At 49.4% G+C, this 23,490-nt stretch carries 29 protein-coding genes; 25 read left to right on the top strand and 4 right to left on the bottom strand.

Features of this window, described 5'->3' with window-relative positions; translation table 11 throughout:
- Nucleotides 1-70 precede the first annotated feature (70 nt).
- Nucleotides 71-1,084, bottom strand: coding sequence for a phage integrase (locus Q1L34_RS16055; RefSeq protein WP_032414463.1), 1,014 nt, complete (start codon nucleotides 1,082-1,084; stop codon nucleotides 71-73).
- A gap of 115 nt (nucleotides 1,085-1,199) precedes the next feature.
- On the bottom strand, nucleotides 1,200-1,499 hold the full coding sequence (locus Q1L34_RS16050) for a helix-turn-helix domain-containing protein (protein WP_004213095.1): 300 nt from the start codon (nucleotides 1,497-1,499) through the stop codon (nucleotides 1,200-1,202).
- Nucleotides 1,500-1,619: 120 nt separating this feature from the next.
- Between Q1L34_RS16050 and Q1L34_RS16045 the strand changes: the two genes are divergently transcribed.
- From Q1L34_RS16045 to Q1L34_RS15995, 12 genes are all read left to right on the top strand, one after another.
- Nucleotides 1,620-1,898 carry a regulatory phage cox family protein gene (locus Q1L34_RS16045; protein ID WP_020806130.1) on the top strand — a complete coding sequence of 93 codons (279 nt, stop codon included), beginning with the start codon at nucleotides 1,620-1,622 and terminating at the stop codon, nucleotides 1,896-1,898.
- A 20-nt stretch (nucleotides 1,899-1,918) separates the two neighbouring features.
- The gene (locus tag Q1L34_RS16040) at nucleotides 1,919-2,137 is read left to right on the top strand and encodes a hypothetical protein (RefSeq protein ID WP_004131515.1); all 219 of its coding nucleotides are present in this window, start codon (nucleotides 1,919-1,921) and stop codon (nucleotides 2,135-2,137) included.
- Nucleotides 2,138-2,152: 15 nt separating this feature from the next.
- Nucleotides 2,153-2,530: a hypothetical protein gene (locus Q1L34_RS16035; RefSeq protein ID WP_032432798.1), complete on the top strand. Its 378-nt coding sequence runs from the start codon at nucleotides 2,153-2,155 to the stop codon at nucleotides 2,528-2,530.
- A 15-nt stretch (nucleotides 2,531-2,545) separates the two neighbouring features.
- Complete coding sequence (locus Q1L34_RS16030; RefSeq protein ID WP_004213097.1) at nucleotides 2,546-2,818, top strand: hypothetical protein; 273 nt, start codon at nucleotides 2,546-2,548, stop codon at nucleotides 2,816-2,818.
- 68 nt (nucleotides 2,819-2,886) lie between these two features.
- Complete coding sequence (locus Q1L34_RS16025; RefSeq protein WP_004213098.1) at nucleotides 2,887-3,111, top strand: hypothetical protein; 225 nt, start codon at nucleotides 2,887-2,889, stop codon at nucleotides 3,109-3,111.
- An 8-nt stretch (nucleotides 3,112-3,119) separates the two neighbouring features.
- A complete protein-coding gene (locus Q1L34_RS16020; protein ID WP_327204153.1) occupies nucleotides 3,120-3,674 on the top strand; it encodes a 3'-5' exonuclease in 555 nt (184 codons plus the stop codon).
- A gap of 8 nt (nucleotides 3,675-3,682) precedes the next feature.
- Nucleotides 3,683-3,910, top strand: a complete 228-nt coding sequence (locus Q1L34_RS28485) for a ParE family toxin-like protein (RefSeq protein ID WP_004131528.1) — start codon at nucleotides 3,683-3,685, stop codon at nucleotides 3,908-3,910.
- Nucleotides 3,907-4,842, top strand: a complete 936-nt coding sequence (locus Q1L34_RS16015) for a DNA adenine methylase (RefSeq protein WP_327204152.1) — start codon at nucleotides 3,907-3,909, stop codon at nucleotides 4,840-4,842. The genes Q1L34_RS28485 and Q1L34_RS16015 overlap by 4 nt, the downstream gene beginning before the upstream one ends.
- Nucleotides 4,843-4,879: 37 nt before the next feature.
- Nucleotides 4,880-6,916 (top strand): replication endonuclease, encoded by a 2,037-nt coding sequence (locus Q1L34_RS16010; RefSeq protein WP_327204151.1) that lies wholly within the window; start codon nucleotides 4,880-4,882, stop codon nucleotides 6,914-6,916.
- 166 nt (nucleotides 6,917-7,082) lie between these two features.
- Complete coding sequence (locus Q1L34_RS16005; RefSeq protein ID WP_327204150.1) at nucleotides 7,083-8,294, top strand: DNA cytosine methyltransferase; 1,212 nt, start codon at nucleotides 7,083-7,085, stop codon at nucleotides 8,292-8,294.
- A complete protein-coding gene (locus tag Q1L34_RS16000; RefSeq protein ID WP_251902154.1) occupies nucleotides 8,291-11,260 on the top strand; it encodes an ATP-binding protein in 2,970 nt (989 codons plus the stop codon). Before Q1L34_RS16005 ends, Q1L34_RS16000 begins: the two co-directional genes overlap by 4 nt.
- Nucleotides 11,253-13,049 carry a response regulator receiver domain gene (locus Q1L34_RS15995; protein ID WP_256797891.1) on the top strand — a complete coding sequence of 599 codons (1,797 nt, stop codon included), beginning with the start codon at nucleotides 11,253-11,255 and terminating at the stop codon, nucleotides 13,047-13,049. Before Q1L34_RS16000 ends, Q1L34_RS15995 begins: the two co-directional genes overlap by 8 nt.
- A 510-nt stretch (nucleotides 13,050-13,559) precedes the next feature.
- On the opposite strand, the gene Q1L34_RS15990 is transcribed toward Q1L34_RS15995, so the two are convergent.
- Nucleotides 13,560-14,621, bottom strand: a complete 1,062-nt coding sequence (locus tag Q1L34_RS15990) for a phage portal protein (protein ID WP_256797890.1) — start codon at nucleotides 14,619-14,621, stop codon at nucleotides 13,560-13,562.
- Nucleotides 14,615-16,342: a terminase large subunit domain-containing protein gene (locus Q1L34_RS15985; RefSeq protein WP_256797888.1), complete on the bottom strand. Its 1,728-nt coding sequence runs from the start codon at nucleotides 16,340-16,342 to the stop codon at nucleotides 14,615-14,617. The genes Q1L34_RS15990 and Q1L34_RS15985 overlap by 7 nt, the downstream gene beginning before the upstream one ends.
- Nucleotides 16,343-16,498: 156 nt before the next feature.
- Here Q1L34_RS15985 and Q1L34_RS15980 point away from each other — a divergent pair, with 156 nt between their 5' ends.
- The 13 genes from Q1L34_RS15980 (at nucleotide 16,499) to Q1L34_RS15925 (ending at nucleotide 23,489) form a co-directional block, all read left to right on the top strand.
- Nucleotides 16,499-17,338 carry a GPO family capsid scaffolding protein gene (locus Q1L34_RS15980; protein WP_004131550.1) on the top strand — a complete coding sequence of 280 codons (840 nt, stop codon included), beginning with the start codon at nucleotides 16,499-16,501 and terminating at the stop codon, nucleotides 17,336-17,338.
- Nucleotides 17,339-17,348: 10 nt separating this feature from the next.
- Complete coding sequence (locus tag Q1L34_RS15975) at nucleotides 17,349-18,383, top strand: phage major capsid protein, P2 family (RefSeq protein ID WP_020324085.1); 1,035 nt, start codon at nucleotides 17,349-17,351, stop codon at nucleotides 18,381-18,383.
- Between the two features lie 49 nt (nucleotides 18,384-18,432).
- Nucleotides 18,433-19,299 (top strand): phage terminase small subunit, encoded by an 867-nt coding sequence (gene gpM, locus Q1L34_RS15970; RefSeq protein ID WP_256797881.1) that lies wholly within the window; start codon nucleotides 18,433-18,435, stop codon nucleotides 19,297-19,299.
- A gap of 104 nt (nucleotides 19,300-19,403) precedes the next feature.
- Complete coding sequence (locus tag Q1L34_RS15965) at nucleotides 19,404-19,919, top strand: head completion/stabilization protein (RefSeq protein WP_256797879.1); 516 nt, start codon at nucleotides 19,404-19,406, stop codon at nucleotides 19,917-19,919.
- Entirely contained in the window at nucleotides 19,919-20,119 is a 201-nt protein-coding gene (locus Q1L34_RS15960; RefSeq protein ID WP_004131559.1) for a tail protein X, read from the top strand. The genes Q1L34_RS15965 and Q1L34_RS15960 overlap by 1 nt, the downstream gene beginning before the upstream one ends.
- Entirely contained in the window at nucleotides 20,110-20,394 is a 285-nt protein-coding gene (locus Q1L34_RS15955) for a phage tail protein (protein ID WP_200784037.1), read from the top strand. Before Q1L34_RS15960 ends, Q1L34_RS15955 begins: the two co-directional genes overlap by 10 nt.
- A complete protein-coding gene (locus tag Q1L34_RS15950; RefSeq protein WP_256797874.1) occupies nucleotides 20,391-20,936 on the top strand; it encodes a lysozyme in 546 nt (181 codons plus the stop codon). The genes Q1L34_RS15955 and Q1L34_RS15950 overlap by 4 nt, the downstream gene beginning before the upstream one ends.
- Nucleotides 20,933-21,277 carry a DUF2570 family protein gene (locus tag Q1L34_RS28535; RefSeq protein WP_491546668.1) on the top strand — a complete coding sequence of 115 codons (345 nt, stop codon included), beginning with the start codon at nucleotides 20,933-20,935 and terminating at the stop codon, nucleotides 21,275-21,277. The genes Q1L34_RS15950 and Q1L34_RS28535 overlap by 4 nt, the downstream gene beginning before the upstream one ends.
- Nucleotides 21,183-21,458 carry an Rz1-like lysis system protein LysC gene (gene lysC, locus Q1L34_RS15945; RefSeq protein ID WP_327204149.1) on the top strand — a complete coding sequence of 92 codons (276 nt, stop codon included), beginning with the start codon at nucleotides 21,183-21,185 and terminating at the stop codon, nucleotides 21,456-21,458. Before Q1L34_RS28535 ends, lysC begins: the two co-directional genes overlap by 95 nt.
- A complete protein-coding gene (locus tag Q1L34_RS15940) occupies nucleotides 21,459-21,926 on the top strand; it encodes a phage tail protein (RefSeq protein WP_256797870.1) in 468 nt (155 codons plus the stop codon).
- On the top strand, nucleotides 21,923-22,558 hold the full coding sequence (locus Q1L34_RS15935; RefSeq protein ID WP_045854927.1) for a phage virion morphogenesis protein: 636 nt from the start codon (nucleotides 21,923-21,925) through the stop codon (nucleotides 22,556-22,558). Before Q1L34_RS15940 ends, Q1L34_RS15935 begins: the two co-directional genes overlap by 4 nt.
- Complete coding sequence (locus Q1L34_RS15930) at nucleotides 22,555-23,142, top strand: phage baseplate assembly protein V (RefSeq protein ID WP_256797867.1); 588 nt, start codon at nucleotides 22,555-22,557, stop codon at nucleotides 23,140-23,142. The genes Q1L34_RS15935 and Q1L34_RS15930 overlap by 4 nt, the downstream gene beginning before the upstream one ends.
- On the top strand, nucleotides 23,139-23,489 hold the full coding sequence (locus Q1L34_RS15925) for a GPW/gp25 family protein (RefSeq protein ID WP_040229558.1): 351 nt from the start codon (nucleotides 23,139-23,141) through the stop codon (nucleotides 23,487-23,489). Before Q1L34_RS15930 ends, Q1L34_RS15925 begins: the two co-directional genes overlap by 4 nt.
- The last annotated feature ends 1 nt before the right edge of the window (nucleotide 23,490 follow it).

The following is a 23,490-nucleotide window of genomic DNA, read 5'->3' as shown; positions in this document are numbered from 1 at the left end:
AGATATAACGGCTTTCAACGGTGCAATGCGGGATTGCGCGGCACGCAAGACCGTTGAAAGCCATAACACATTACCCATCTGTGGACATTATGTGGACATTTCGCACATCAGCGCCACCTCGCAACGGGTTAAGTGAGATCGCGTCCTGAAGGTATTCCGGCGCAAAATGAGCGTAGGCCATAGTTTGCTCAATTCGCGCATGCCCAAGGATCCTCTGTAACGTAATGATGCTTCCCCCATTAATCATAAAGTGCGTCGCGAAACTGTGGCGTAGTGCATGCGTCGCCTGGCCGGTCGGAAGATCAGGTTTTACTTCCCTGAGTATCTGCCTGAAGTCAGAATAAGACGCCTTACCAAATAACAACCCTCGCTTACCATCAGCTATGAGTTTTGCCACTTCCGCTGAAACAGGAACAGTCCGCTGCTTGTTACTCTTGGTTTTAACGAACGTCACACGGTTCTGTATGATGTGTTCCGCCTTGAGTCGAGCCGCTTCGCCCCAGCGAGCACCAGTACTTAAACAGAGAACAGCTATCTTCTTGTTGTCGCCATCCAGTTTAAAGAGCAAGTGCTTGATTTCGTCCTCTGTCAGATAGCCAGTTTCTGGGACATCTTCTTTCAACTTCTTCCGCCCTCTGATCGGATGTTCACCCGAAAACAACTCGGCCTCGATAAGCGCTGTGAACATGCCACTGATGCTGTTGAGATCACGGTTAATGGTGGAAGCTTTAATGCCCTGGCTTCTTCTTGCCGCGTAATACTGACTAATCAGCGCTTTTGTAATCTGAAAAGCACAAGGATCGTCGGTAATCCTGCAAAAAATATCTAACTTGTTGCGGTTTATCCGACCGTGCTCCTCATGCTTGCCTTTCAAATTCCACCAAAGCTGTATCAGTTCAGACAGATGCCGCTTATCCGTCGGTTTTGATAACCATTCTTTGGTGTGGTGGTTGAACTGGGTATGCTTCTCGAAAGCTACCGCTTCACTTTTCTTATCAAACTTCCTGCGGATACGCTTTCCATTGCGACCAGCAGGCCTGATGTCCACTTCATATCGACCATCATCGAGTTTCTTAATAGTCATAAGAAAACCCTCCGATGGGTGCGTTTGCCTTTCGGCCTCAACGCGTTGCAATTATGTGATGAATACTTTTCGACCAATAATAGACATTTGAAATGTATGTAGGACTGGTTAATTGTTAACCAGTCTTTTGGTCTGAGTGCTGCGAGGTTGTTAAGTCTTGCCCAAAGTGTGCGAGGGCCGGTGCGATTTGACCGGCTTCAGGCGAAACCTGATCGGTCATAAACCACAGTGTGTATTTCACAAATCTAGGGTGTTGGAAGATTTTCATGATTGGTTCAAGGCTCGCACTTTTTGTACCAGCCTCATAGCCAGAAAGTGTGCTGTAAATTACTCCTGTTAACTCGCTGAATTGCCTACGATTAAGCCGTTCTGACTCCCTGATAAGCTTCAACTTCTCTGAAATAGGGATTGACATAAAAACCTCTTTGGGAAAATATTACGCGTATGGATAATAAATTTTCATTTGAGCAAGTGTCTTAACGGGCAATTAAAACCCATTAAGAGCAATTAATTACCCTAAAGGAGAATGTAACAGATGAGCAAACAGCTTGTAAGTAGCACGGATGCTGTGCCTTATCAGGAGTTCGCCAGACTCATCGGGAAAACCCCTGCTGCGGTGAAGGGCATGATCGAAAAAGGGAAGCTTCCTGTAATCGAGATGACCGATCCCCAGTCTACTTCTGGCCGTGCCGGCGAATACTGGGTTTACCTTCCAGCCTGGAACAACGGCATGAAACTGGCCTACGAAAGTCGTCCAAAGGAGATCAGGGAAGGGTGGTTGATGTGGCTTGGTCTCGGTGAGCCAGGTCGATAGCCGGTTTCAGGAGAGGAAACATGAAGAACGGTAGCCGCGGATCAGTATCACAACTCAATAGCAAAACCAGCCTTTACTGTGGTTTTACTATTCTGAAACTCCCACGCAAAAAGCCGTACAACCGCCAGCGCTATCAAATTACGCACACAGGCCATTATTACGGCATTGACTTTGCTTTATCAGAAGCATGCCGAACGATTGACAGAATCATGAGTAAAAAGCGGTTTATTGCTTTTTAATCTCTAGGGGCGAAAATGAAACTCGAATATGCAGACAAAATTAACTCACTTTTACAATGCTTCCATTTCAATAAAGAGTTTCTGGAATGGAATCATGATTACTCTCTCCAGCTTTTACGCCACGGCGTATCCCACCTTTATCATTTCGCAATGCTTCAAGGCGAGAATGATGAATGCACTCTTGAAGAACTCCGCAACATCATTATTTCCGTGACCGATGGTGATATCCCTAAACCATACGACCTGCTATCTCTGGATGCTGAGCAACTGAAGAAGGCTATGAAGTTTGTTCAGCCGCAGGCGGTAACCGTAGAAGTTACCCCGGAGATCCTGGAACACCTGAAACTGGGAGCTAGAGCCTCCTGGCGGCTGGAGCCCCCTCGCTTTAACTGATCATCGGAGTACGCCATGTTCACCGAAGAAAAAACATCTTGGGAACAGGAAATGCTGATTCGAGAAGCAGTGGAAAGTGCCGAGCAGGGGTTCACTGTACATCTAAAAAATGGTGCTCGTATCACAATTAGCTCAAAAAGCCCGTCTAAAGATTTAATAATTTACGGGCTCGAAAAAGCAATTCGCGGTAATCACGATCGCGCGCGAATGACCTTTATTGATTTCATGTATTACTGGCATGAAAGGATATTTAAGCAGATTAAAAGAAAATCGCGTCCAAACAATTAATTAACCCGCTTTAAAAATAACGGCATTCATTTTGCCGGGGATTTGTTTTGCCTTTTTCAGGAGGTTGCATGTCGGTTACGTCAATAAAGCCGGAAGGCGGAATTAGCGATCCAGAGTTTATGGGAATCAGCACCAATGCGCGCAAAGGCGAGCGCGCCCATTTACTCGGATTGCTGCGCATCCGTATGGGCCTGCTGAAAGAGCAAGGCCTTACCCCCGAAGAGATTTATTCAGCACTTGAGCAGTGGATAGCCAACCACGAAACAATCACCAGCGAGGGCAGTAGACCATGAATCACGTAATGATCGATTTGATTAACGTTAATAAGAAACCGTCATCACCTCTGTGTGCCATTGAAGCTGTGTTTTTTGAGCCCTCAACAGGGCAGATCGGAAAGGTTTTTTATTCTTCGATAGACATTCGTAAATCTGAAAGCTTGAAGGGCCGTATCAGCATTAGTACGGCATTCGATTGGATGAAAAAAGACTCTCACTGGCGCGCCGAAGTAATGAGCGCAACCGAAGCTGAAGAAGATGCACTTTGCAGCCTTGCTTCTTTCATCGCCGACAACACCTGTCCCCGGAACGCGGCGTTATTCGTATGGTTCAAAGATGCCCCGGAAAAACTGGTTTCACTTCGTTATGCCGTGGATCGCTTAGAGGTGTCAGGCATTTTACCTGAAGGCACAAAATACCGCTGCATTCGTTCACTTCTCGACCTTGCTGCTGCCACAGACTATGCGCCTCATGCGAGAAGCGCCCTGGCATGTTACACGCTCACTGACGCGCGATATCAAGCGGAGCAAGTCTGCGAAATCTGGCAGCGCTTAACCTCCCCACACATTGGATCGCTGTGAGGGCCGCCATGCATTCGCATTTATCTGTTGTTTGTAACGCGCCGTTGCCGGTTTGTAAGAGGGCGCTTGCCGCCCTGAATTGCTTTGCTCGTGGACAGCGTAATTACACCCGCGTCAAGCCACACGCCTATCTCGTGATCCGCATTGGCCTCCGTTGGCGTTTGCTCAGCAAAAACGGTGGTAAGCAGTGGCGACTGATGACCCATGAAACCTATAACCAGGAATGCCGCAAATGATTAAGTCACCTCTTAAGTGGGCTGGCGGTAAAACCCGCGTGTTGCCGGAGCTGCTGAAGCACTTACCTAAAGCCGATTGCTTGATTGAGCCCTTTGTAGGCAGTGGCACAGTCTTTATGAATACGGAATACCGCCGCTATGTGCTTTGTGACAGCAATCGCGCATTGATCAATTTCTTCCGCGCGCTCAGGGAAGACCCTGAAAGATTGATACTGATCGCCAGGAACGTATTCAGAAATGGCAATAACGAAGATAGCTATTACGAAGAGCGCAAGTTGTTCAACCACCTGTCGTGGGATGACGAGTGTGCAGATGATTACGTTGTACGGTGGGCGGCCTCATTTTTATACCTGAACCGCCACTGCTTTAACGGGCTTTATCGCACCAACAGGGATGGCGGTTTCAATGTTCCATTTGGCAGCTATAAGGCGCCTTATTTTCCAGAAGCAGAAATGCGCTTGTTTGCTGAAAAGGCGCGGGATACTCACGCGCTCTTTCTTTGTAATGATTTTCGTACTTCTATTCCGTACGTTGCAAGGAACCGCCTGGACTCTGTGATTTACTGCGATCCGCCGTACATCCCGACTAGCAAAACAGCCAATTTTACCGCTTACGGCAAGCCATTTACCCTGGGTGATCACTGCGCTTTGGTTACGGCGTTGCTGGACGTTAATCGCCAGCATGGAACTCGCTCGGTCATCTCGAATAGCGACACACCAGAAACACGCCAGATCTACTCCGCTTTCAATCTCCACGCCTTCAGAGTTCGACGTTCCGTTAGCGCCAAAACCCGCGATATGGCCAGTGAAGTGATTGGCGTAATTCGCGTGTGTGGCGGTTGCGGTCGTTCTGGTGGTGGAGGTTGCCCGGACTGTGGGGCGGTGATGGGCGATGCGGCATATGCCGAAATGTTTGGCGCGCCGGCTTGTTGAGGCATTGGTTTTGCAAAATAAGATTCGAAGGTAAGTTATGCCTGACTCCACATCCCTGGCATGGAGCTGGAATGCCAGAAAGCAGCCAGTAAACCCTTATGCTGTTGATGCGCCTGCACGGAAACCATCTGCGCTGGCCGTCTGGATTGCTCTTTATGAGCAGGATAAAAGCGATCAACGCGAGCAGGCTGAAGCAATGAGTCGTGCAGCAGAAGAGTACCTCTTTTCTGTTGCACATTGCGATCCCTGGCACTATGACGAATTGAATGATGTGCTGATTGAGAAGGCTAAGCGACATGCAGAACTCCATCGTGTTGATCCTCTTACCCTGATTCGTGATGACGTCGCCAGCTTGCCTGGTTTCCTGCGCAAGCCGCTGGAAACAAGGATTAAGTATTTGGAAAAATCAGAAGATCCGCGCCATTTGCCTACCTATCTGAATGAGGTCATTACTCCCTCATTAGTGAGAATTGACAAGGTCCGTGCTAACCAGGCGTCGCTGTCATTCCAGGCCATGGCTGGCAGGGATAGCCTTGATCAACTCCTTCGACTTGCTGAACTGAATCAGCGGGAGGTTAAGCGGCTTTCAACGCTGGTCGCAGCGCACATTGATATGATTTTTATCCAGCTTTGCGGTGAGATGCTGACCGATGAATTAGCTTCTCCCATCGTAATACTGGAGCTCTATCGTCGTGTGGCGGCCGAAGTGTCACGCCTTGATGTTATCCCGCCGGGTTATGAAGCGCTCCGCAGCAAACATTATCGCCGCAACCCGATTAATTACGAGCTGATACCGGGCGCGCTTGCCCGTATGCGTTGTGCTGACTGGTGGCAACGTAAGCTGTGGCAACTCCGCAACGAATGGCGGGAAGAGTTGCTTCGGGCTGCGTGCCTTGTTCATCGGCACGCATCACCTTATGTCAGCCATGACATTCTGTTGCAGAAGCGGGAACAACGCCGTAAGGCGATGGATTTTTTCCGCAATCATGATCTGATTAACGAAGATGGCGATACGCTCAGCATGGAGGATGTGGTGCTTGCAAGTGCCAGCAATCCAGCGCACCGCCGTAATGAGATGATGGCCTGTGTTAAAGGCCTGGAATTGATAGCTGAAATGCGTGGCGACTGCGCCATGTTCTATACCATCACCTGTCCTTCTAAGTACCACGCCACACTGATGAACGGGAAGCCTAACCCTACATGGGATCACTCGACAGTTAGGAAAAGCAGCGACTATCTGGTTGATACGTTTGCGGCATTCCGTAAGGCAATGCACAAAAAAGAGCTGCGCTGGTACGGCGTCCGCGTAGCCGAACCACATCACGATGGCACTGTGCACTGGCATTTATTGTGTTTTATGCGCAAAAAACATCGACGTGCAATCACAGAGCTGCTGCGTCGTTTCGCTATCCGAGAAGATCGCGCCGAACTTGGCAATAACACTGGCGCTCGTTTCAAGTCAAAGCTGATAGACCCGCGAAAGGGGACTCCGGCCAGTTATATTGCAAAGTACGTCAGTAAAAACATCGATGGGCGTGGGCTGGGTGACACCGTCAGCAAGGAGACGGGTAAATCACTACGTGATAGTGCCGAGCACGTCACTGCGTGGGCATCGTTGCACCGTGTTCAACAATTTCGTTTTTTTGGGATTCCAGGCCGCCAGGCGTACCGCGAGTTACGATTGTTCGCATCGCAGGCAACTCGTGCAATGAAAACCAGCAAACCGGGCGCTCCGGTACTTATGGATCCAAAACTGGACGCTGTGCTCGCTGCTGCTGATGTTGGCTGTTTTGCCACTTACATCATGAAGCAGGGCGGTGTACTTGTTCCCCGCAAAAATTACCTCATTCATACCGCCTACGAGCCGACAGTCGAACCAGGAACCTATGGCGATCACGGGATTCGTATTTATGGCATTTGGTCGCCAATCACCGGTAAGGAAAACAAAATATGCACGCATGTCCATACCTGGAAGATGGTGAAGAAGGCTCCCGCTAACCCAGGCGCTGAAAGCGCCGCCCAGGGCGACCCCGTCGCCCCTTGGACTCGTGGCAATAACTGTCCCCAGCCCTAAAAAGTGAGGTGCAGGGAACAGGGAATGACAGAGGGGGATTGGGTAAAAAGAGGCTTGTTATACTAGGATCATCTTTGTCGTGAGGTAATCGTTCCTGAGGGGTAGGACAAGGGGATGATGCTGCGTATAATATTTATAAATGAACGTGGGAACTGAGTATAAAAAATTGAAAGCTATTGATTTATTTGCTGGTGCTGGTGGCTTTTCTCTTGCAGCTTACAAGGTGGGCATTGATGTCCAGGCTGCAATCGAGTTGGATAAACTAGCTTCAGAAACATATTACATGAATTTAGTTGATAAGCGAAAAGCCCAAACTCAGGTTTTTTCTCAAGATATCAATAGTGTAGATATAGATTCTTTGATGAAATTTCAAGGTATCAATGCTGGTGAGCTTGATTTGATTCTAGGTGGTCCACCCTGTCAAGGATTCTCTACACATCGGATCAACAATGCTGGTAAGAATGATCCACGTAACTTATTGTTAATTCGCTATTTTGATTTTGTTAAAAAATTTAGGCCAAAAGTATTTCTGGTTGAAAACGTTCCTGGATTGCTTTGGCCTCGTCATGCCGAATATTTAAGCAGATTCATGGCATTATCACATGAGCATGGTTATAAGATTATTGGTAAAAAACCGTTCATCTTGAATGCTAGAGACTACGGGGTTCCTCAAAACAGAAAGCGTGCTTTTATCCTCGCTGTTAGAGAAGACATTGATACCGAGGGTTTTGTATGGCCTCCGGAGCCAACTCACACTAAAGTCGGTGACAATTCTTGGGTTACATCATCCTGCGTCTTTGAAAGTCCATCTAAATCAGTACTAATTGAATTCAAAGAGCGACTGGTTGAAAAGTTTCACGTGTCCTTAGAGCAGGCTGAACATTGTATCGAAAAGTTGGTCTGGGGCTCACCTATTGCTACAGATGATCCTTGTAATGTCCATATGGAACACTCAGCTGAGTTAACTGAGCTGTTCAAAAAAACCCCATTATTAGGTGATCGTACTGAGTCAGGTCGACAGCTTGAATGTCATAAAAATTATAATGGTCATTTGGATGTATATGGTCGTATTTACCCACATTTGCCATCAAATACAATCACAACTGGATGTAACAATCCATCAAAAGGGAGGTTTGTCCATCCTTGGCTAAATCATGGGATTACTCTAAGGCATGCTGCACGCTTACAAACGTTTCCAGATGATTATATTTTCAGTGGTGGTTCCATGGCAGTTGCTAAACAAATTGGTAATGCCGTCCCCATAAAGCTAGGCGAAGCACTGCTAAAACCTATTATTAGATTACTATTAACACAACAATCTGTACGTGATATACCACAGAGTGAAAAGGTTTATTTTGATAAGGAATGTATTCGATGACAGACCACGTCACTTTTCAAACTAGAGCAAGAACTATTGACCATCTTGGACGAGAACAAATCGCCGATTGCCCGACAGCAATCTCGGAATTATGGAAAAACGCATATGATGCTTATGCTCGTGATGTAGCACTGCACATTTTTGATGGAGAAGCTAAAGTTTCAGCCATTGTAGACAACGGTCACGGAATGAATCGTGATGAGTTTGAGACGAAATGGTTAGTTGTTGGAACAGAGTCTAAAACAAATGGTTTTAGGATTCCTGAGGAGGATCGGGATGGTCTTCCAGAACGCCCTAAACAGGGGCAAAAAGGTATAGGTCGTTTATCTTCTGCGGCTATTGGGCCGCTTCTCTTATTAATCTCAAAAAGGAAAAAAAGTGATTATGTTGCTGCATTGATCGACTGGCGATTATTTGAAAATCCGTTCTTATTTCTGAGCGATGTACAAATACCGGTAAGAGAGTTTAGTCACAAGAGTGATTTGGCTGAAACATTGCCATTACTCTTTGACCAAATGATGGGGAATATTTGGGGGAGTAAGGAGGATCCTCAACGCACAAATAGAATCGCACAAGCATGGGCAGCTTTTAGTGAGCAAGAGCTTCGTGACGGAGCTGAACAGACAACCCAAGAGAAAATTGAACAAACATTAATTAAAGATGTATTCAAAGAAGAACATTTCCAAAAATGGTCTGTATGGACTGGTGAGTCATCACATGGAACAGCAATGTACATTGCGGAGGTCCAATATGATATTCATGTTCAATTATCTACGACTCCCTTAAACCAAGCAGAAGATACTGAGAAAAGTACTCGAGAAAGATTCTTCCAAACATTATCCAATTTTACTGACCCATTTTCGAGAGGTAGTGAACCTTTAATCACTGATTTCAATTACAGTGTTACAGGTTGGGTGAATAATATCCCTCAAATAATTATTGGTAAAGACAGAGAATTTGATCTTCGTAATCTTGAAGAGCTCGAACATATCATTGAGGGATATGTCGATGGTGATGGTTACTTTAAAGGAAGAGTCAGGGTTTTCGGGGAGTGGATAGAAGACTATATAATAAAGCCTAAACAGGCTTACAAAACTCGAAAAGACAGCGCTTTCGGACCTTTTTATATACGTATTGGTACTTTCGAAGTAAATGTTAATAGTTCTTCCTTGAATAGTACTCAACATGCTCAAATTTCTGAGCAAACTGATAAATATGGTGGGTTCAGGGTTTATCGTGACGGTCTGCGAGTAATGCCTTATGGAAGAGTCGATAGTGATTATTTTTCCATCGAAGAGCGACGTTCTAAAAATGCTGGTCGGTATTTTTGGTCAAGTCGACGTATGTTTGGACGCATTGCAATTTCACGAGAGTATAATCCCAACCTTAAGGATAAGGCTGGCAGAGAAGGGTTTATTGAAAACCGTGCATCGAAACTCTTTAGAGAAATTGTTGAAAAGATTTTACTTGATTCAGCTGATAGATTTTTTGGTTCTTATGCTAAAGATAGGAAAAGTACCATTGAAGATATAAGAACCAAAAAAGCCCAACTTAAAGCTGAAGAAGATAAAGATAAACTATTGAAGAAGGAGCGCCGTCGTATACGTTTATCTATTAAAAATAACATGCAACCACTTGTAAAGTTAGTTACAGCTCTTTCCGAATTTCAGAACACCTTATCCGGAAGGATAGGCTTGAATTCTATCGATGAACTCCAAACGCTAAAAAAATCTATCGATGACTACTCCGAAATATTACAAGGTTATTCTCTTAGCCCATTACCTACAAGTTTAGGACGCTTAGAAGATGAATACAGGGCATATCGAAAGGAAGAATTAAAATGTAGGGAGATTATCAAGAATCTAACATTGTTTATCAATGATGAAATAACTAAGTCCACAGATAAAAACGACTATGAAAAGGCCTATGAAGTATATCGAAGCAAAGTTTCAAGTATTAATAATTCAATTACTAGATATGCTTCGCGTGGCAAAGATATGCTTCAAAAACAACAAGTTGAATTTGATGCGTTAATTAAACTTTGTCGAGAGCAATACAAATCTTTAATGGAAGATACGCTTGAAGATCTCAATTTAAATAAAATATCTTTATCCGATGTTCTTTATAAGTTAGATTCTGAGCAGCAGAAGGTTGAAATAGAAAATAAGCAAAAATTATCTCCCTACATAACAGCTTTAGAACGAATTAATGAACAGATAGATTTAGAGGGATTGGCCATTCATAGTATGAATGAATCTATTCGTTATCGCGATGAACTAACTAGACTACATTCACTGGCCCAGCTTGGGATCACTGTTGAGATTATAGGGCATGAACTTGATGGTTTGGATCAAGAGTTAACGTATGCCTTGAACTCTTTAAGGGAAAGCAAGCTGGATGAGACACAAGAATATAATTTAGGTATAGCTTTACAAAGTCATAGTACATTGATTGATAAGTTGAAATTCCTTTCTCCGCTTAAATTGTCGGGACGTAAGGAAATTCAAAAAATATCTGGAAAAGATATATTTAACTATGTTGGTATGTATTTCTCCAAGCAATTCTTAAACGCTAATATTTCATTTGGCTGTACAAAGGAATTTTTAAATATATCAATATCTGATTTACAGTCCAGACTTTACCCAGTCTTTATCAATATTGTTAATAATTCTTTGTATTGGGTTCAAAGAGAGGATGGCAATAAAAGAGAAATATGTTTGGCATATAAGGATGGGGAAGTTTTCATTAGTGATGATGGTCCAGGTGTTGATAATGATGATTTGGAAAATTTATTCACACTTTTCTTTACAAGAAAACAGAAAGGTGGAAGAGGAGTTGGACTATATCTTTGCAAACAAAACCTGTTGGCCAGTGGTCATAGTATCCGCTATGAGACAAGAGATGACTTTAAAATTCTTAGCGGCGCTAATTTTGCGATCAACTTTAAAGGATTGACAAATGACTGATTCTACTTTTAATTACTCAGATTTGATAAAAGAAGCATTTATTGATCCTATTCGTAATGTCACAGTCATTGATGATGAATATCCTACTCTTCCGTCACTAATAGACCTCCACTATTGTAGTGATCAAAAGCCTTGTGATGTAACTTATAAACCGGTTAACGTTGAAAGATTAAAAAAAATTATTACGATGTGTCATTCAACGCATAAATGGAGTATTGACGTTTTCAATGGTAAATCTCCCAACCTTGGAGCGGGAGATGACGAGGTGCCTGCACATATTCATCATAGTGATTTGATTATTTTAGACTATCACCTTGACGGGGAGCCTGAAGTAGATGACGGTAGAAGAGCCCGAGCGATAATCCGAGCCCTTGATAATAATAAGCATTACAACACTATATTAGTTCATACTAAAGGTTATAAAGGAGATATAGAGTCGGTTTTTATAGAGATATTAAAAGAATTTACTCATATAGAATCAACTCATCCTCTAAATCCATCTGAGGATACAATCACGAAAATGGAAGATTGGATGGATGAGAATGAAGATGGTAGACTTTATCCATGGATCAGTAATGAACTTCGTCTTCTATCTGTGTTACCACTTTATTTTAGTTTTAATCCTGAGCAATATTTGCCTTTGATGAATCCAAATAATCCATTAAAGGACTTTAGTAATGATGTTGTCGGACTGGCCGAAACTTTGGGCATGGAAACTAATGAGCTCGTTAAGTGGCGTTTGTACGATTTTATAAAAAAACATGTACCAGTCAATTCTAGTTCACGATCCGATTTCAGTTGGGAATGGGACGATGACACCAATTATATAAGTACAGGAAAAACATTCATTTCAGTAATTAAAAAAAAGCCAGATGATCCGCAGGATAACCTTGTAGGTGATCTTGAGGTTGCACTTAAAAAACATAATGCATCTCCTATGCATCTACTAATGGCAAAAATGCGTTATGAACTTGATGAAAAAGGCATTGAGCAGGCAATGAAAATAATAGCTAATAGGCCAGCGCAAGCAGGATGGTTATATAACCTACTACAAAATTCGGCAAGCGATGCTGCTCATGATAAGGCTATTAATTTGCATTGGGAGCAATTAGCAATGGCCTCTCGTCAAGAGCTGCGTAATTTTTCTAAAAAAATAATACAGTCAGCTAATTGTAATAATGCAGAATCTAATAGCGCATTTGTGAAGAGCTTTTTTAAAGAATGCATGGGTAATAAAGATCTAGCTCTGGGCCATATTAATGCATTTTCATGCTCAATGCCAGTTAGCAATAATCATTTGATAACGGGAACGGTTCTTGAAATTGACGATGAAAGATGGGTATGTGTAACACCAGCTTGCGATCTGGTTCCTGGGCAGAAAGTTGAACATTGGCAATCGCGAATAGGTAAAAATTATTTAGTATTTAAGGCGATAAAGATTACTGCCATTGCACTGGCGACAGCTAATAAAAATGCTAACACTAATGATTATATATTTTTGAACATTGATGGTTCTCCACAAGCTTTTTCTGTGGGCAATGGAAGTCCAACTTGGGATACTTTTTTTGCTGCTGACTTAGGTGCTTATGATAGCAATAATATAGTCTCATTATTTGCCGTAAGAGAGGATATTCAGAACCAAGAGAAACCACTCGTTATGAAAAAACTTCCTGCAAAGGCTATCGCAGAATTACGATATGAGTATGCTTTAAATCTATTGCATAAATTTGGTGCATCACAAACCCGAGTGGGTCTTGATTTCCAAAATAAAGATAGCATGTGGCCTTGACTATTAACTTTCAAGTGTGCCAGCAGTAGCTGGCACTAAATGTTGGATAATATATTATGTTTCAGTACCGTTAGAGCAATTTAGATGTCTTATATTCACATTTGTCTCAACATATCAATGTTGAATAATACATCACCCCTTTATGCATCGATGTGCAATATTTTGCACGAATTTTCTAAACTAACTTTATGCTCTTATAAGCTGACGTGCTAGGGTTGGAGCGGATTAAGTGCATGCACGATAAATGACAGGATAGCTGTGCGCAGGTGACGGGGGACAAGCCCCCGCAAACGGGTCAGGGTAGGTAAGGCGGCAGAATACGCAATTTCACGGTTTCTGCGTCACGGTGAGCGGTCGTTTTGGTTGGCGGCATGCCCTTGTGCAGAGAAAAAGCAGCGACGCGCAGAGGGGCGCTGATGTGGGATTCTTTAAGCAGAAAAGATGAGGCCAGCAAAACGCTGGCCCGTTATAAATGGCTGATGTTGTTTAAAAAACTGAGATTTCTGGCGGTTATTTCTCAGGGGTAAGCAACGCATAAGGGTTAAAGCGGATCACTTCTTCTCCGATCCACTCATTGACCACCTTCAGCGCCTCCATTACGGGCGTCAGCTCGTTGATAGCGTAGACCCGGGCGGCTTTCTCGATATCCCCAAATGAGCCGTTTCCCTCTGGCATGGCGCCCATCAGCTGCGGCGGGATACGGTGCGCTGCGAGTATGTCGTCACGTGTGGCGTTCTTAATGTTGATAAACTCATCTTTCGCCGTGATCTGCTGGAAGGGGAGGATTTGCACGCCGTCTTTGCCGCCGCCTGGCGCATGCAGCAGCAGGTTTTTAAATGCGCCTTTCCCACGCGCACCGGTCAACGTCTCTTTGACTGCCTTCATGCTTTTATCATCAACCTGTCCAGCGCCAATATAGACAATACATCCAGCATGCGATCCGTTGTCGTAGTACAACTTACGGAACATGTCAGCGGAGTGGGCCAGGCTGGCGGCCAGCAGTGCTGCCATATATTCCGGCATACCGTAGATCTCCTGATTAATATCAGGGTTCAGAACGTGACAAACCGTTCCTGATTTGAACGTGTGCTCTTCTTTCCAGCGCCGGATAAACCAGTATTGATCGAGATCTGTGCTCCCACGCCGGGTGTACTTCGCCAGAGAGTGTTTGAAGGGTAGCGGGCCGCCCAGGCGATTACGCGGCAATTCGAGATAGGCATTGCCAAACGTGAACCAGTCCAGCGCAAACGCGGAAAAGGTCTGGCGATTGAGCAGCTTGTGCGGGATAAAGCAGCCGGTGAGCACATTTCGTTTGAAATACAACGCCGACTCATGCCAGGCGCTCTGACGTGGAGCTTTAGCCAGCCCGTAAAAATCCACTGGCGTCTCATAGTATCGCCCGTTGTCCAGGCAATAGAGATTGTCCAGCAAATCGGCCATATCACGCACGGGATAAGGGCCATCAAAGCTGAACGCTGTCAACGCGGGATCGGCCTTCAGTGACTCCGCAATGTCAGAACCGGCTGTGCTGGCTATCGGCTTTTTACCGTATTTCTTTTTCACAGTTACCATCCCATTGCGAAACCACCGCCGCCACTTTCCTGGCCCAACGGTTCATTAATAATCGAAAGCATGGTTGCCCACGCCATATCACCATGGCTTACGCCGCGCGATCGGTCAGTTTCGTAAGTGATGAAACCGCCGGGCGTAACAACTTTGCGAACAGCGTTAAAGGCTCTGACCAGGCCCTGCTCGCTGCGGTCATATTCCCAGCGGCCGGCGCGGATGACCTGCAACATTTTGAGGACAAGGGCGCGCTTGGAAGAGAGGCTCATCTGGTAGCAAATAGCCGCCGGGAACCAATTTTTAACAATCTGCCAGACCGCCTCCCCAACGCCTTGTCCGTCGATGGCGATGTGAGTGACGTTGTAGCGCTCGGCAGCCTCTTTGATGACCGCCGCCTGCTGCTCAAACTCCAGCCCTCGCAGTTGCTTCAATTCAACCGTGCGAAACCGGCCGCCAGCCACAAGGGGAGGGACAGTTACGGACAGAGCACCGGCATCACCATTGCCGCTGCCGCCGTTGGCGTCGTAGCCCAGCCACACCTCACGTTGGCCCATAGGGCGACTGGCGAACGGTTTCCAGTCGGACCAGTCGTCATACCCGTCAGCGCCGCACCCCAGTAACTGGCTAAGATTGAACGCGCTTTCGCCGTCTTTGACGAACTCGCACATGTACAGGTTTTCAAATTCATCGGGGCTGTTTTCGTCCCTGATTTCATCAATGTCGGTGTAGTCCCAGCCGTTGTTGATAGCGTCCTGAATAGTGACGATCTGCCGCCACGTTTTATCCGGGTAAAGCACGCCGCTATGGGTTTTCTTCCATGAAACGTCAAAGTCAACGCGCTGCGCTTTAGGCCGTTTCGCATTCCATCGATCGCCGGACCAGAACTGATAGGCTTCATGGCTTTCGCTGGATGGCGTGGAGAAGTACGTGCGTGTTAAGCCTTTGAGCGTTGCCATGGCGCCGGCAACTTTGCGCAGGTTGATAAAGTTTCCTGTCCAGAAAAACTCATCAAATCGCAGGTGGCCGGTGTACGACTGCGCCGTCGCCGCCGACGTCCCGAGAAAATGCAGCTCCGCGCCGTTTGACAACGTGATTTGCTCACCGCCTTTAAGTTCGACGTCCACCTCTTCAGCCGCTTTACGGATGAAGTTGCGGAACTGGAGCGCCTGCTTGCGGGACGCCGACAGAAAAATTTGGTTGCGCTGATAGTCGTGCTTAACGTCCGTTCTTAGTGCGCCCAGCAATGCCTCGCGGGCAAAGTACCAGGTTGCCCCAATCTGCCGTGATTTGAGGATCATCCGGTTACGCTGATCTCGTTGTTCGTACCAGCCGCGCTGGTGCCATGCGAGAGAGTCGAGAATTTTTAAGCGCAACGCCTCGATCTGCTCCTCGGAGAAGTGATTTTTCTTCTTGCGACGACTGGTTTTTTTTACGCCGGTGATAGTGGAAGCCTGCCCGGTATCTAGCTTTTTCAACTGCCGGGTTAACAGGTCAATCTCTTTGAAATCGCCACTGGTTTTATTGTCTTTCGCGCTCAGCTGGCAGAGACGGGTGTCAATGGATTGCGTCACCCGTTTGATGGGCGTTGTGTCATCCCATGCGTCGCGCTTTTTCCACGAATAAACCGTGTTTGAGTTGATGCCCATGAGTCGCGAAATTTCGGCGGGCGGGTAACCCTGCCAGTAGAGCTGTTTTGCCCTTAATCGAATAAACGCATCCTGAATCATCACTTCCCCCTTTTGAGCAGGGAGATTACCTGCGCGCGATCCCCGCGGCTCGGGCTTTCAGGTCTGGCCGTTCTCCGACAACAAAACCGCGTGGCGCCGGGCTTTCAGGCTCTGCGATGATGCAGCGACTGACATTAATCAACAGGATAAAACGACATGGCCAGCACGACTAAACCCGCCCGCAAAAAGTTTCGCGTTGCGGTTTCCGGCGCCACCGTTGACGGGCGCGAGATCCAGCCGCAGCACCTCCGCGATGCGGCGGCGAGCTACAACCCGGCCGTTTACGGCGCCCGCGTGAACGTGGAGCACTATCTCTCCATGCTTCCTGACAGCAATTTTGGCGCCATGGGGGATGTTGTTGCTTTAAGCGCGGAGGATATCACCGAAGGGCCGCTGGCCGGTCGTACGGCGCTCTATGCCGAGATCGACGCTTCGGCACGAATGAAGCAGCTCACCGATGAAGGAAAAAAAATCTATTCCAGTATTGAGCTGCATCCGCAGTTTGCCCTTAACGGTAAGGCGTATGTGGTCGGCCTGGCGATGACGGACACCCCGGCAAGTCTGGGGACTGAGCGCCTTAAATTTGCCGCGCAGCAGCGCGCGCAGGTGATGGCCTTCAATAACCAGCAGATCGAGGCGCCGCTGTTCTCTGATGCGCTTGAAGCTGAAGTGATCGAACTGGCAGCTCATCGCAGCGAGGAGGGCGTCAACTGGTTCAACCGCGTGATGGGCATCCTTGGCAAAGGCCAGAAAACCGACGATCAGCGTTTCAGTCAGTTGCATCAGGTTGTTGAAGCCGTTGCTCAATCTCAGGCAGACCAGATTGACCGGTTCAGAGCCCTGGAACAGGAACGCCAACAGGATAAAGCCACCATTCAGCAACTGACCAGTGAACTTAACGAGCTGCGCGGTCAGCTTCAGCTCCAGCCCGCAGAAAATTACAGCGCACGACCGGCGGCAACCGGCAACAGCAGCGCGCAGCTTGCAGAATTCTAAGAGGTAAAAAATGGAAAACCTGACCCGCGAATTATTTGATAAGTACATTGTGCGCCAGGCACATCTGAACGGTGTCTCACCCTCAGCCGTTGCCAATCGTTTCAGCGTCGATCCGACTATCCAGCAAAAACTGGAACAGGCCGCCATGGAGTCGGATGACTTCATGAAGCTGGTTAACCACTTTGGGGTTAAAGAGCAGGAAGGGCAGAAAGTAAAAATTGGCAGTAAGGGACCGATGGCGAGCACCAATAACAGCTCGGACGGCACCAACCGCCGTAACCCTGCACCGAACCATAACAAAGAGCCGCAGAACTACCACTGCCGCAAAACCAACTATGACTATGCGCTTTCGTATGCGGAGCTGGACGCGTGGGCCGGTCACCCTGAATTTCAGTCATTAATCAGTAATGCGATGGCCCGTCAGCTGGGGCTGGATCGCCAGATGATTGGCTTTAATGGCACGCATTACTCTGAAAACTCCGACCGCACGACCTATCCGTTATTGCAGGATTGCGGCGTTGGCTGGCTGCAAAAGATCCGCAATGAGGCGCCGCAGCGCATTATGCCAGGTATCACGCTGACTTCCCGTGATGAGAATAACGCGGTAATTGCGTCAGGCACCTACGGCAATATTGATGCCGCCGTGCTCGATGCACGCCACAGCCTTATGGATCCCTGGTTCCGCCGCGCTCCCGGTCTGGTGACTGTGCTCTCGTCCGATCTGCTGCTGAAAGTGAACCTGCCGAAAGTGAACGCGCTCAGCCAGACCAATCCGAATACCGAACTACTGGCCGCGCAGCTCATTGTTAGCCAGGAAAAGATCGGCGGCCTGCCGACGGTCTTTGTCCCGGGCATTCCTGAAGATGTCGTGCTCATCACCAACCTGAAAAACCTCTCTGTGTACTACCAGAAAGGCTCCCTGCGTCGCTCTATCCGCGAAGAGCCGCATTACAACCGCGTGGCGACTTACCAGTCCAGCAATGACGACTATGTCATTGAAGAGTACGGCATGATTGCCATGATCGACGGCGTGACATTCGCCTGATAATCCCCATCACATGGCGGGCAGCAAGCCCGCCCAGGAGAATGAACGCATGCTGACACCGGCACAAAGACACTTTCAGAAGGTTATGGCAGAGAGGCGAGGCTCCAGTGATGAGCGTGACGCGGAGACGCGCACCGCGCATGAGCAAATCCTCTTTCGCCTGCATATGCATAAATCATCGCTGAGCCAGCTCCAGTCCCGCCAGGCGAAGGCTGCTGTAAAGGCCAGCATCCTTCCTGAGTTTCAGGGATGGATTGACGGAACTATCGAGGGCGACAGCGGGCGCGCGGATCCGGTTATCACCACGCTGATGGTTTGGGCGGTGGACTGCTCCGATTATGCTCTGGCGCTGCGTATCGGGCGCTACGTTGTTAAGCATGGCCTGAGCATGCCGGAGGACAACTATCGCCGCCCGGCGCCCACGGTGCTGACCGAAGAAATCTGTAACCCCATTCTGAACATCGCCACCACGGATGCCGGGGCCGAGCTGTCAGGTTATATCGCCATGCTGGACGAACTTGCCGAAATTGTGGCTGACAGTGATATGCCGGATGAAGTCCGCGCGAAGCTGTGCAAGGTACGGGCGTTTTGTCGGCGCGACACGGAAGACGCGGAAACCAAAGGCGAAGCGCTGAAACTCTTCCGGGAAGCCATGAGCCTGAACCCGGGTGCAGGTGTGAAACGGGAGATCGCTTCTCTGGTCAGCGCTTTGAAAAAGGCGCCGCAGACCAGCGCGGCAAGTGGTGATGCGGAAGATGAGACTTCATCCAGCGATACAGCAGCAACCGAAACACCCGCAACAGAAAAAGCAACACGAACGCGCAAGCAGACGAAAACGGCGGCCGGCACTCAAAAAGCCACCCGCAAAACGGCGGCAAAAAAGACAACGAAAACCGCCGCCAGAGAAAACGCCTGACTGTAACGACTTGGCCCAGCGCCGCAGGCGGCGTGCCCGGTGATCTGCCCGTTATGCGGTCTTTTCACCGGACACCCACCGCCTGACCTACCGGAGAAACGACGATGAGTTTTATCGCACAGCGCCCCGTCAGGCCCGCAGAGAGTGATGTGACAGACGTGGACGACGGCGGCGCACAGATTTCCATCGGCACTTTCTGGCCGACAGTGAAGCTCCACGATCTGCGCCTCTCTGCCCGCATCGCCGGTGACATTACAACATCCCGATTAATGCATATGGCAACGGAGGCCGCGCTGCATGTCGCGGATCAGCTGAAGGACTGGCGCAAGCAAAGGGAAGCGGAAGGCGTGGAATCGCTGGCTTCCGTCCTGCTGACTTCCGCCGGTGAACCTGTCGAGCAGATTAACGGCGAAAGCGCAAAAGTTTACCGCTTCCGTCGTGCGGTCTACTCCTTCACGCGCGCCAGTGTTCTGGAGGGTTACAGGGACGTCGGCACCACGCCAAAGGGGGATAAAGACGCCGAAGCACTGGACAGACAAATAGACGATCTCTGGCGGGACGGGCGCTGGAGTATCGCTGACATTCGGGAAGAAGCCCGTATCTATGCGGAGTTGTTCTGATGAAAGTCAGGGCGCTGCAAAACGACACGGTTGATCAGCTCTGCTGGCGTCATTACGGCAAAACCGCAGGTGTCACGGAGAAGGTGCTCGAAGCCAATCCGGGACTGAGTAACCAGATTTTTTTGAATGCCGGGCAGGAGATCGAAATGCCCGTGATAACCAGCGAGGTGGAACGGGTAACCGTCCAGTTATGGGAATGACTCTGGATCGTATTAACGAATATTTTGCGTTTGCAACATCCGCCCTGGTGACCGGCGTGGGCGTCATGACTGTCAGCGAAAAGCTGGCGCTTGCAGGCCTTCTTCTGGGGATTGTTTCCGCCGTCCGTCTGGCGATTCACCGCCGACGCATTGAGGAGGCCAGCCAGCGTCGTAATGATTTGATAGAGCAGATCCTCCGCCAGGCGGAAACCCGCAACCTGTCGGACCGCGAACGACAGCTGCTGGAGCAACTGCACGGAGATAACCCGACATGAAGAACATCATCAAAAAATGTTCGATCGCGGTGATTGTGGCCCTGGGCATTTCGCTGGCGCCCGGGAGCGTCAGAACATCGAAAGAAGGGCAGCAGAAAATTGCCGGTTGGGAAGACTGCCGCAGCACGCCTTATTACTGCACGGCGGGGGTGTTGACGGTTGGCATTGGCTCCACGGGCGGCGTGGAAAAACGCGAATACAGCAACCAGGAAATAGCGCGGCGCTGGATCAACGATCTGCAACGGGCAGAAAACTGCATCAATAACAATTTCCACGGCGCCGACATGCCACAGTACACCTTTGAGGCCATGACGGATGCCGCCCTGAATCTGGGTTGTACCGGGCTGATGTGGTTTACCGATAAAAACGGACGCAAACAGAGAACCACGATCTGGAGGCATGCCCAGGCTAAGCAATGGCCGCAGATGTGCAACAGATTGACTGATTTTGTCAATGCAGGCGGTAAGCGCTCTCCCGGACTGGTTAACCGGCGCACCGATTTTAAGGCCTGGTGCCTGCTGGGCCTGAGTACGCCGTCATGAGGGCGGGCAGCATGATGGTGATGCTTGTCCTTCTGGCTGCTGTCTGGTGGCAGACCGACCAACTGAGCGAGGCCCGGACCCGCAACAAGCTGCTGACCGAAACGGCGACCGGTTACGACCAGGTTATTCAGGAAGTGAAGGCGACCGCCATACAGACCCACAAATTACTGGCAGAGGTAAAAGTCCGTGAGCAACAGCGTAATGCAGAAGGGGAGCGCCGACGTGAAGCCATGCAGGCCGCGATCAATGGTGATACGTGCGCTGCTGCTCCTGTGCCTGACCTTATCAGCCGCAGCCTGCAAAAACGCACCGCCCGCGACGGTCATTCAGCTGAACCGTGAACCCGTCCCGGAGAGCCTGACCGAAGAGACGCCGCGCCCGGCGCTGGATGAGCCGGTGACCTGGGGCGCGGTGGCGATATTCAGCGACAGGCTGATGGATGCACTTGATGCCTGCAATGCTGACAAAGCGGCGATCCGCCAGTGGGACAGCCTGCGCCAGAACACCCGAAAGGAGCCATAAATGCTGAAGATAAACACACTCCGCGCCGCCATTGAGAAAGCGAACACCTGGTGCCGGGCGAACCCGGAGGCCTGGACGGTGTTTGTTGAAGAGGGTGGCATTGAAACCACCGGTGAAACGCCGTCGTTCATGTACCGCTATTCTCTGGTTCTGTTTTTTATGAACTACGCCGGGAGTATTGACGACTTCACGCTGCCGCTGATGGCCTGGCTCTGGTTTAATCAGCCCGATCTGCTGCTGAACCCCAATAAAAACCAGCAGATTAAATTCACCACGCTGATTAACAACGACGACACCGCCGATCTGATGTTTGAGCTGCCGGTGCGTCAGCGGGTACTGGTGCAGCTGGATGAAAACGGCGTGCCGTATGCTGAGCATTTGCCGGAGCCGCGCCCGCGCGTGCTGGTCCCTCACGCCTCTGGCTGGGGGCTGGTATTTGAAGGCATGCTTCAGGAGGGCGGAGCGTGAGCGATCGCATGTTTAGCGAGCTGGATCAGGTCTTTCAGGACATTCTCGACGGCGTCAGCCCGGCGGGGCGCACCCGTACCGCGCGCAAAATTGGCCTGGCAGTGCGCCGCAGTCAGCAGCGCCGCATCGCGTCACAGAAAAACCCGGACGGCAGCGGCTATGCCGTGCGCCGCCGCAAAGTTTACCGCACCCAGCAGGGGATCAAGTTCGTGTGGAATAACGAGGTGCGGGCGCTGAAAAACTGGCGCGGCGGGCGCGGGAAATATGGCCGGACAATCACGGGCTTTGACGAGAAACGCCGGGATATCCGCACATTTTACCGGGCCGATATCGAGCGCTATCTGGAAATCAAAACACAATCAGCGACGCATTCAGAGACAAAAAAAACGCCGATGTTTACCCGCCTGCGCACCCTGCGTTTTATGAAGGTCAGACCGGACGCGGGCGGCGTCACCGTAGGATTTGACGGCATTGCTGCGCGCATTGCCCGTATTCACCAGTACGGCCTCCAGGATGAAGTTGGCCCGGGCGCCTACGCACAGTACCCGGCGCGTGGACTGCTGGGCATGACCCCGGCAGACCTGATCGCTACGGAAAACGCCGTTATCAGCAGTCTGGGCGGTGCGTCATGAATGCCGAGCTGATGCGCCTGCTGGAAAACATTCTGCGCCAGGGCGTCGTGGAGCAAATCAGCGCCGACAAGCAAGCGGTGCGCGTTCGCTCCGGCAGGCTGCTGACCACCTGGATCCGCTGGAACGTGACCCGCGCCGGAGCGTTCAGCATCTGGCTGCCACCTTCCATAGGGGAGCAAGTCTGGATCGGTTGCCCGGGCGGCAACCCTGAAAACGCGTTTGTGATTGGTTCAGCATACAGCGCAGATAACCCGCCAACGGGCAGCAGCCTGCTGGAAATCAGCATTACCGCACCGGATGGTGCGCGCCTGCATTACGACGCTGCCGACGATGCCGGAGCGCTGTCCGTGACCGGCATTAAAACCGCGCATATCCAGGCCGAGACCCGCGTCACGCTGGACGCGCCCGAGGTGGAATGCACAGAAAAACTTAAAGCGCGCACTTTCGAACTGACCCACGGCGGAACGATGGCCGGTGATGTGATCCACTCCGGCGGCGTGTTGCAGTCAAACGGGATCACCGTACATGATCATAAACACGGTGGCGTGCAGTCTGGTGGGAGTAATACAGGAGGCCCGCAGTGACAGCCAGTTACACGGGGATGAACCCGGAAGGCACCGGTTCGCTGACCGATCACGATCAGCTCTGGCAGTCTGTGACAAAAATCCTCACCACGCCAACAGGCTCCCGTGTGATGCGCCGGGACTTTGGCAGCGTGGTACCTGATTTACTCGATGCGCCACAGAACACCGTGACCCGCATGCAGCTGATGGGTGCCACCGCTATTGCGCTGGCGCAGTGGGAGCCGCGGATCAGTCTGACCACCGTCAATGTGGTGTTTTCAGAAACAGGCGCGGTGACTGCTGAACTGGCCGGCACTATCACGGAAACCATGACAGATACCAGCAACACCATCAGGTTAAGGAGCTAGC

The organism is Klebsiella ornithinolytica (assembly GCF_030505655.1).
In the GTDB taxonomy this organism is placed as follows: Bacteria; Pseudomonadota; Gammaproteobacteria; order Enterobacterales; family Enterobacteriaceae; genus Klebsiella; species Klebsiella ornithinolytica.
The sequence above is the reverse complement of the archived record's forward strand: the minus strand, read 5'-3'. Positions and strand labels throughout refer to the sequence as shown.

What these genes read in the sequence shown, in the direction of transcription:
- Q1L34_RS16010 (WP_327204151.1), top strand. Translation starts at nt 4,880, where the DNA reads ATGCCTGACTCCACATCCCTGGCATGGAGCTGGAATGCCAGAAAGCAG.
- Q1L34_RS15990 (WP_256797890.1), bottom strand. Translation starts at nt 14,621, where the DNA reads ATGGTAACTGTGAAAAAGAAATACGGTAAAAAGCCGATAGCCAGCACA.
- Q1L34_RS16055 (WP_032414463.1), bottom strand. Translation starts at nt 1,084, where the DNA reads ATGACTATTAAGAAACTCGATGATGGTCGATATGAAGTGGACATCAGG.
- Q1L34_RS16040 (WP_004131515.1), top strand. Translation starts at nt 1,919, where the DNA reads ATGAAGAACGGTAGCCGCGGATCAGTATCACAACTCAATAGCAAAACC.
- Q1L34_RS28535 (WP_491546668.1), top strand. Translation starts at nt 20,933, where the DNA reads ATGAGGGCGGGCAGCATGATGGTGATGCTTGTCCTTCTGGCTGCTGTC.
- Q1L34_RS15995 (WP_256797891.1), top strand. Translation starts at nt 11,253, where the DNA reads ATGACTGATTCTACTTTTAATTACTCAGATTTGATAAAAGAAGCATTT.
- Q1L34_RS16030 (WP_004213097.1), top strand. Translation starts at nt 2,546, where the DNA reads ATGTTCACCGAAGAAAAAACATCTTGGGAACAGGAAATGCTGATTCGA.
- Q1L34_RS15930 (WP_256797867.1), top strand. Translation starts at nt 22,555, where the DNA reads ATGAATGCCGAGCTGATGCGCCTGCTGGAAAACATTCTGCGCCAGGGC.
- Q1L34_RS15980 (WP_004131550.1), top strand. Translation starts at nt 16,499, where the DNA reads ATGGCCAGCACGACTAAACCCGCCCGCAAAAAGTTTCGCGTTGCGGTT.
- Q1L34_RS15985 (WP_256797888.1), bottom strand. Translation starts at nt 16,342, where the DNA reads ATGATTCAGGATGCGTTTATTCGATTAAGGGCAAAACAGCTCTACTGG.
- Q1L34_RS15960 (WP_004131559.1), top strand. Translation starts at nt 19,919, where the DNA reads ATGAAAGTCAGGGCGCTGCAAAACGACACGGTTGATCAGCTCTGCTGG.
- lysC (WP_327204149.1), top strand. Translation starts at nt 21,183, where the DNA reads ATGGTGATACGTGCGCTGCTGCTCCTGTGCCTGACCTTATCAGCCGCA.
- Q1L34_RS16015 (WP_327204152.1), top strand. Translation starts at nt 3,907, where the DNA reads ATGATTAAGTCACCTCTTAAGTGGGCTGGCGGTAAAACCCGCGTGTTG.
- Q1L34_RS16020 (WP_327204153.1), top strand. Translation starts at nt 3,120, where the DNA reads ATGATCGATTTGATTAACGTTAATAAGAAACCGTCATCACCTCTGTGT.
- Q1L34_RS15965 (WP_256797879.1), top strand. Translation starts at nt 19,404, where the DNA reads ATGAGTTTTATCGCACAGCGCCCCGTCAGGCCCGCAGAGAGTGATGTG.
- Q1L34_RS16050 (WP_004213095.1), bottom strand. Translation starts at nt 1,499, where the DNA reads ATGTCAATCCCTATTTCAGAGAAGTTGAAGCTTATCAGGGAGTCAGAA.
- Q1L34_RS16000 (WP_251902154.1), top strand. Translation starts at nt 8,291, where the DNA reads ATGACAGACCACGTCACTTTTCAAACTAGAGCAAGAACTATTGACCAT.
- Q1L34_RS16045 (WP_020806130.1), top strand. Translation starts at nt 1,620, where the DNA reads ATGAGCAAACAGCTTGTAAGTAGCACGGATGCTGTGCCTTATCAGGAG.
- Q1L34_RS15940 (WP_256797870.1), top strand. Translation starts at nt 21,459, where the DNA reads ATGCTGAAGATAAACACACTCCGCGCCGCCATTGAGAAAGCGAACACC.
- Q1L34_RS16035 (WP_032432798.1), top strand. Translation starts at nt 2,153, where the DNA reads ATGAAACTCGAATATGCAGACAAAATTAACTCACTTTTACAATGCTTC.
- gpM (WP_256797881.1), top strand. Translation starts at nt 18,433, where the DNA reads ATGCTGACACCGGCACAAAGACACTTTCAGAAGGTTATGGCAGAGAGG.
- Q1L34_RS16025 (WP_004213098.1), top strand. Translation starts at nt 2,887, where the DNA reads ATGTCGGTTACGTCAATAAAGCCGGAAGGCGGAATTAGCGATCCAGAG.
- Q1L34_RS15950 (WP_256797874.1), top strand. Translation starts at nt 20,391, where the DNA reads ATGAAGAACATCATCAAAAAATGTTCGATCGCGGTGATTGTGGCCCTG.
- Q1L34_RS15975 (WP_020324085.1), top strand. Translation starts at nt 17,349, where the DNA reads ATGGAAAACCTGACCCGCGAATTATTTGATAAGTACATTGTGCGCCAG.
- Q1L34_RS28485 (WP_004131528.1), top strand. Translation starts at nt 3,683, where the DNA reads ATGCATTCGCATTTATCTGTTGTTTGTAACGCGCCGTTGCCGGTTTGT.
- Q1L34_RS15955 (WP_200784037.1), top strand. Translation starts at nt 20,110, where the DNA reads ATGGGAATGACTCTGGATCGTATTAACGAATATTTTGCGTTTGCAACA.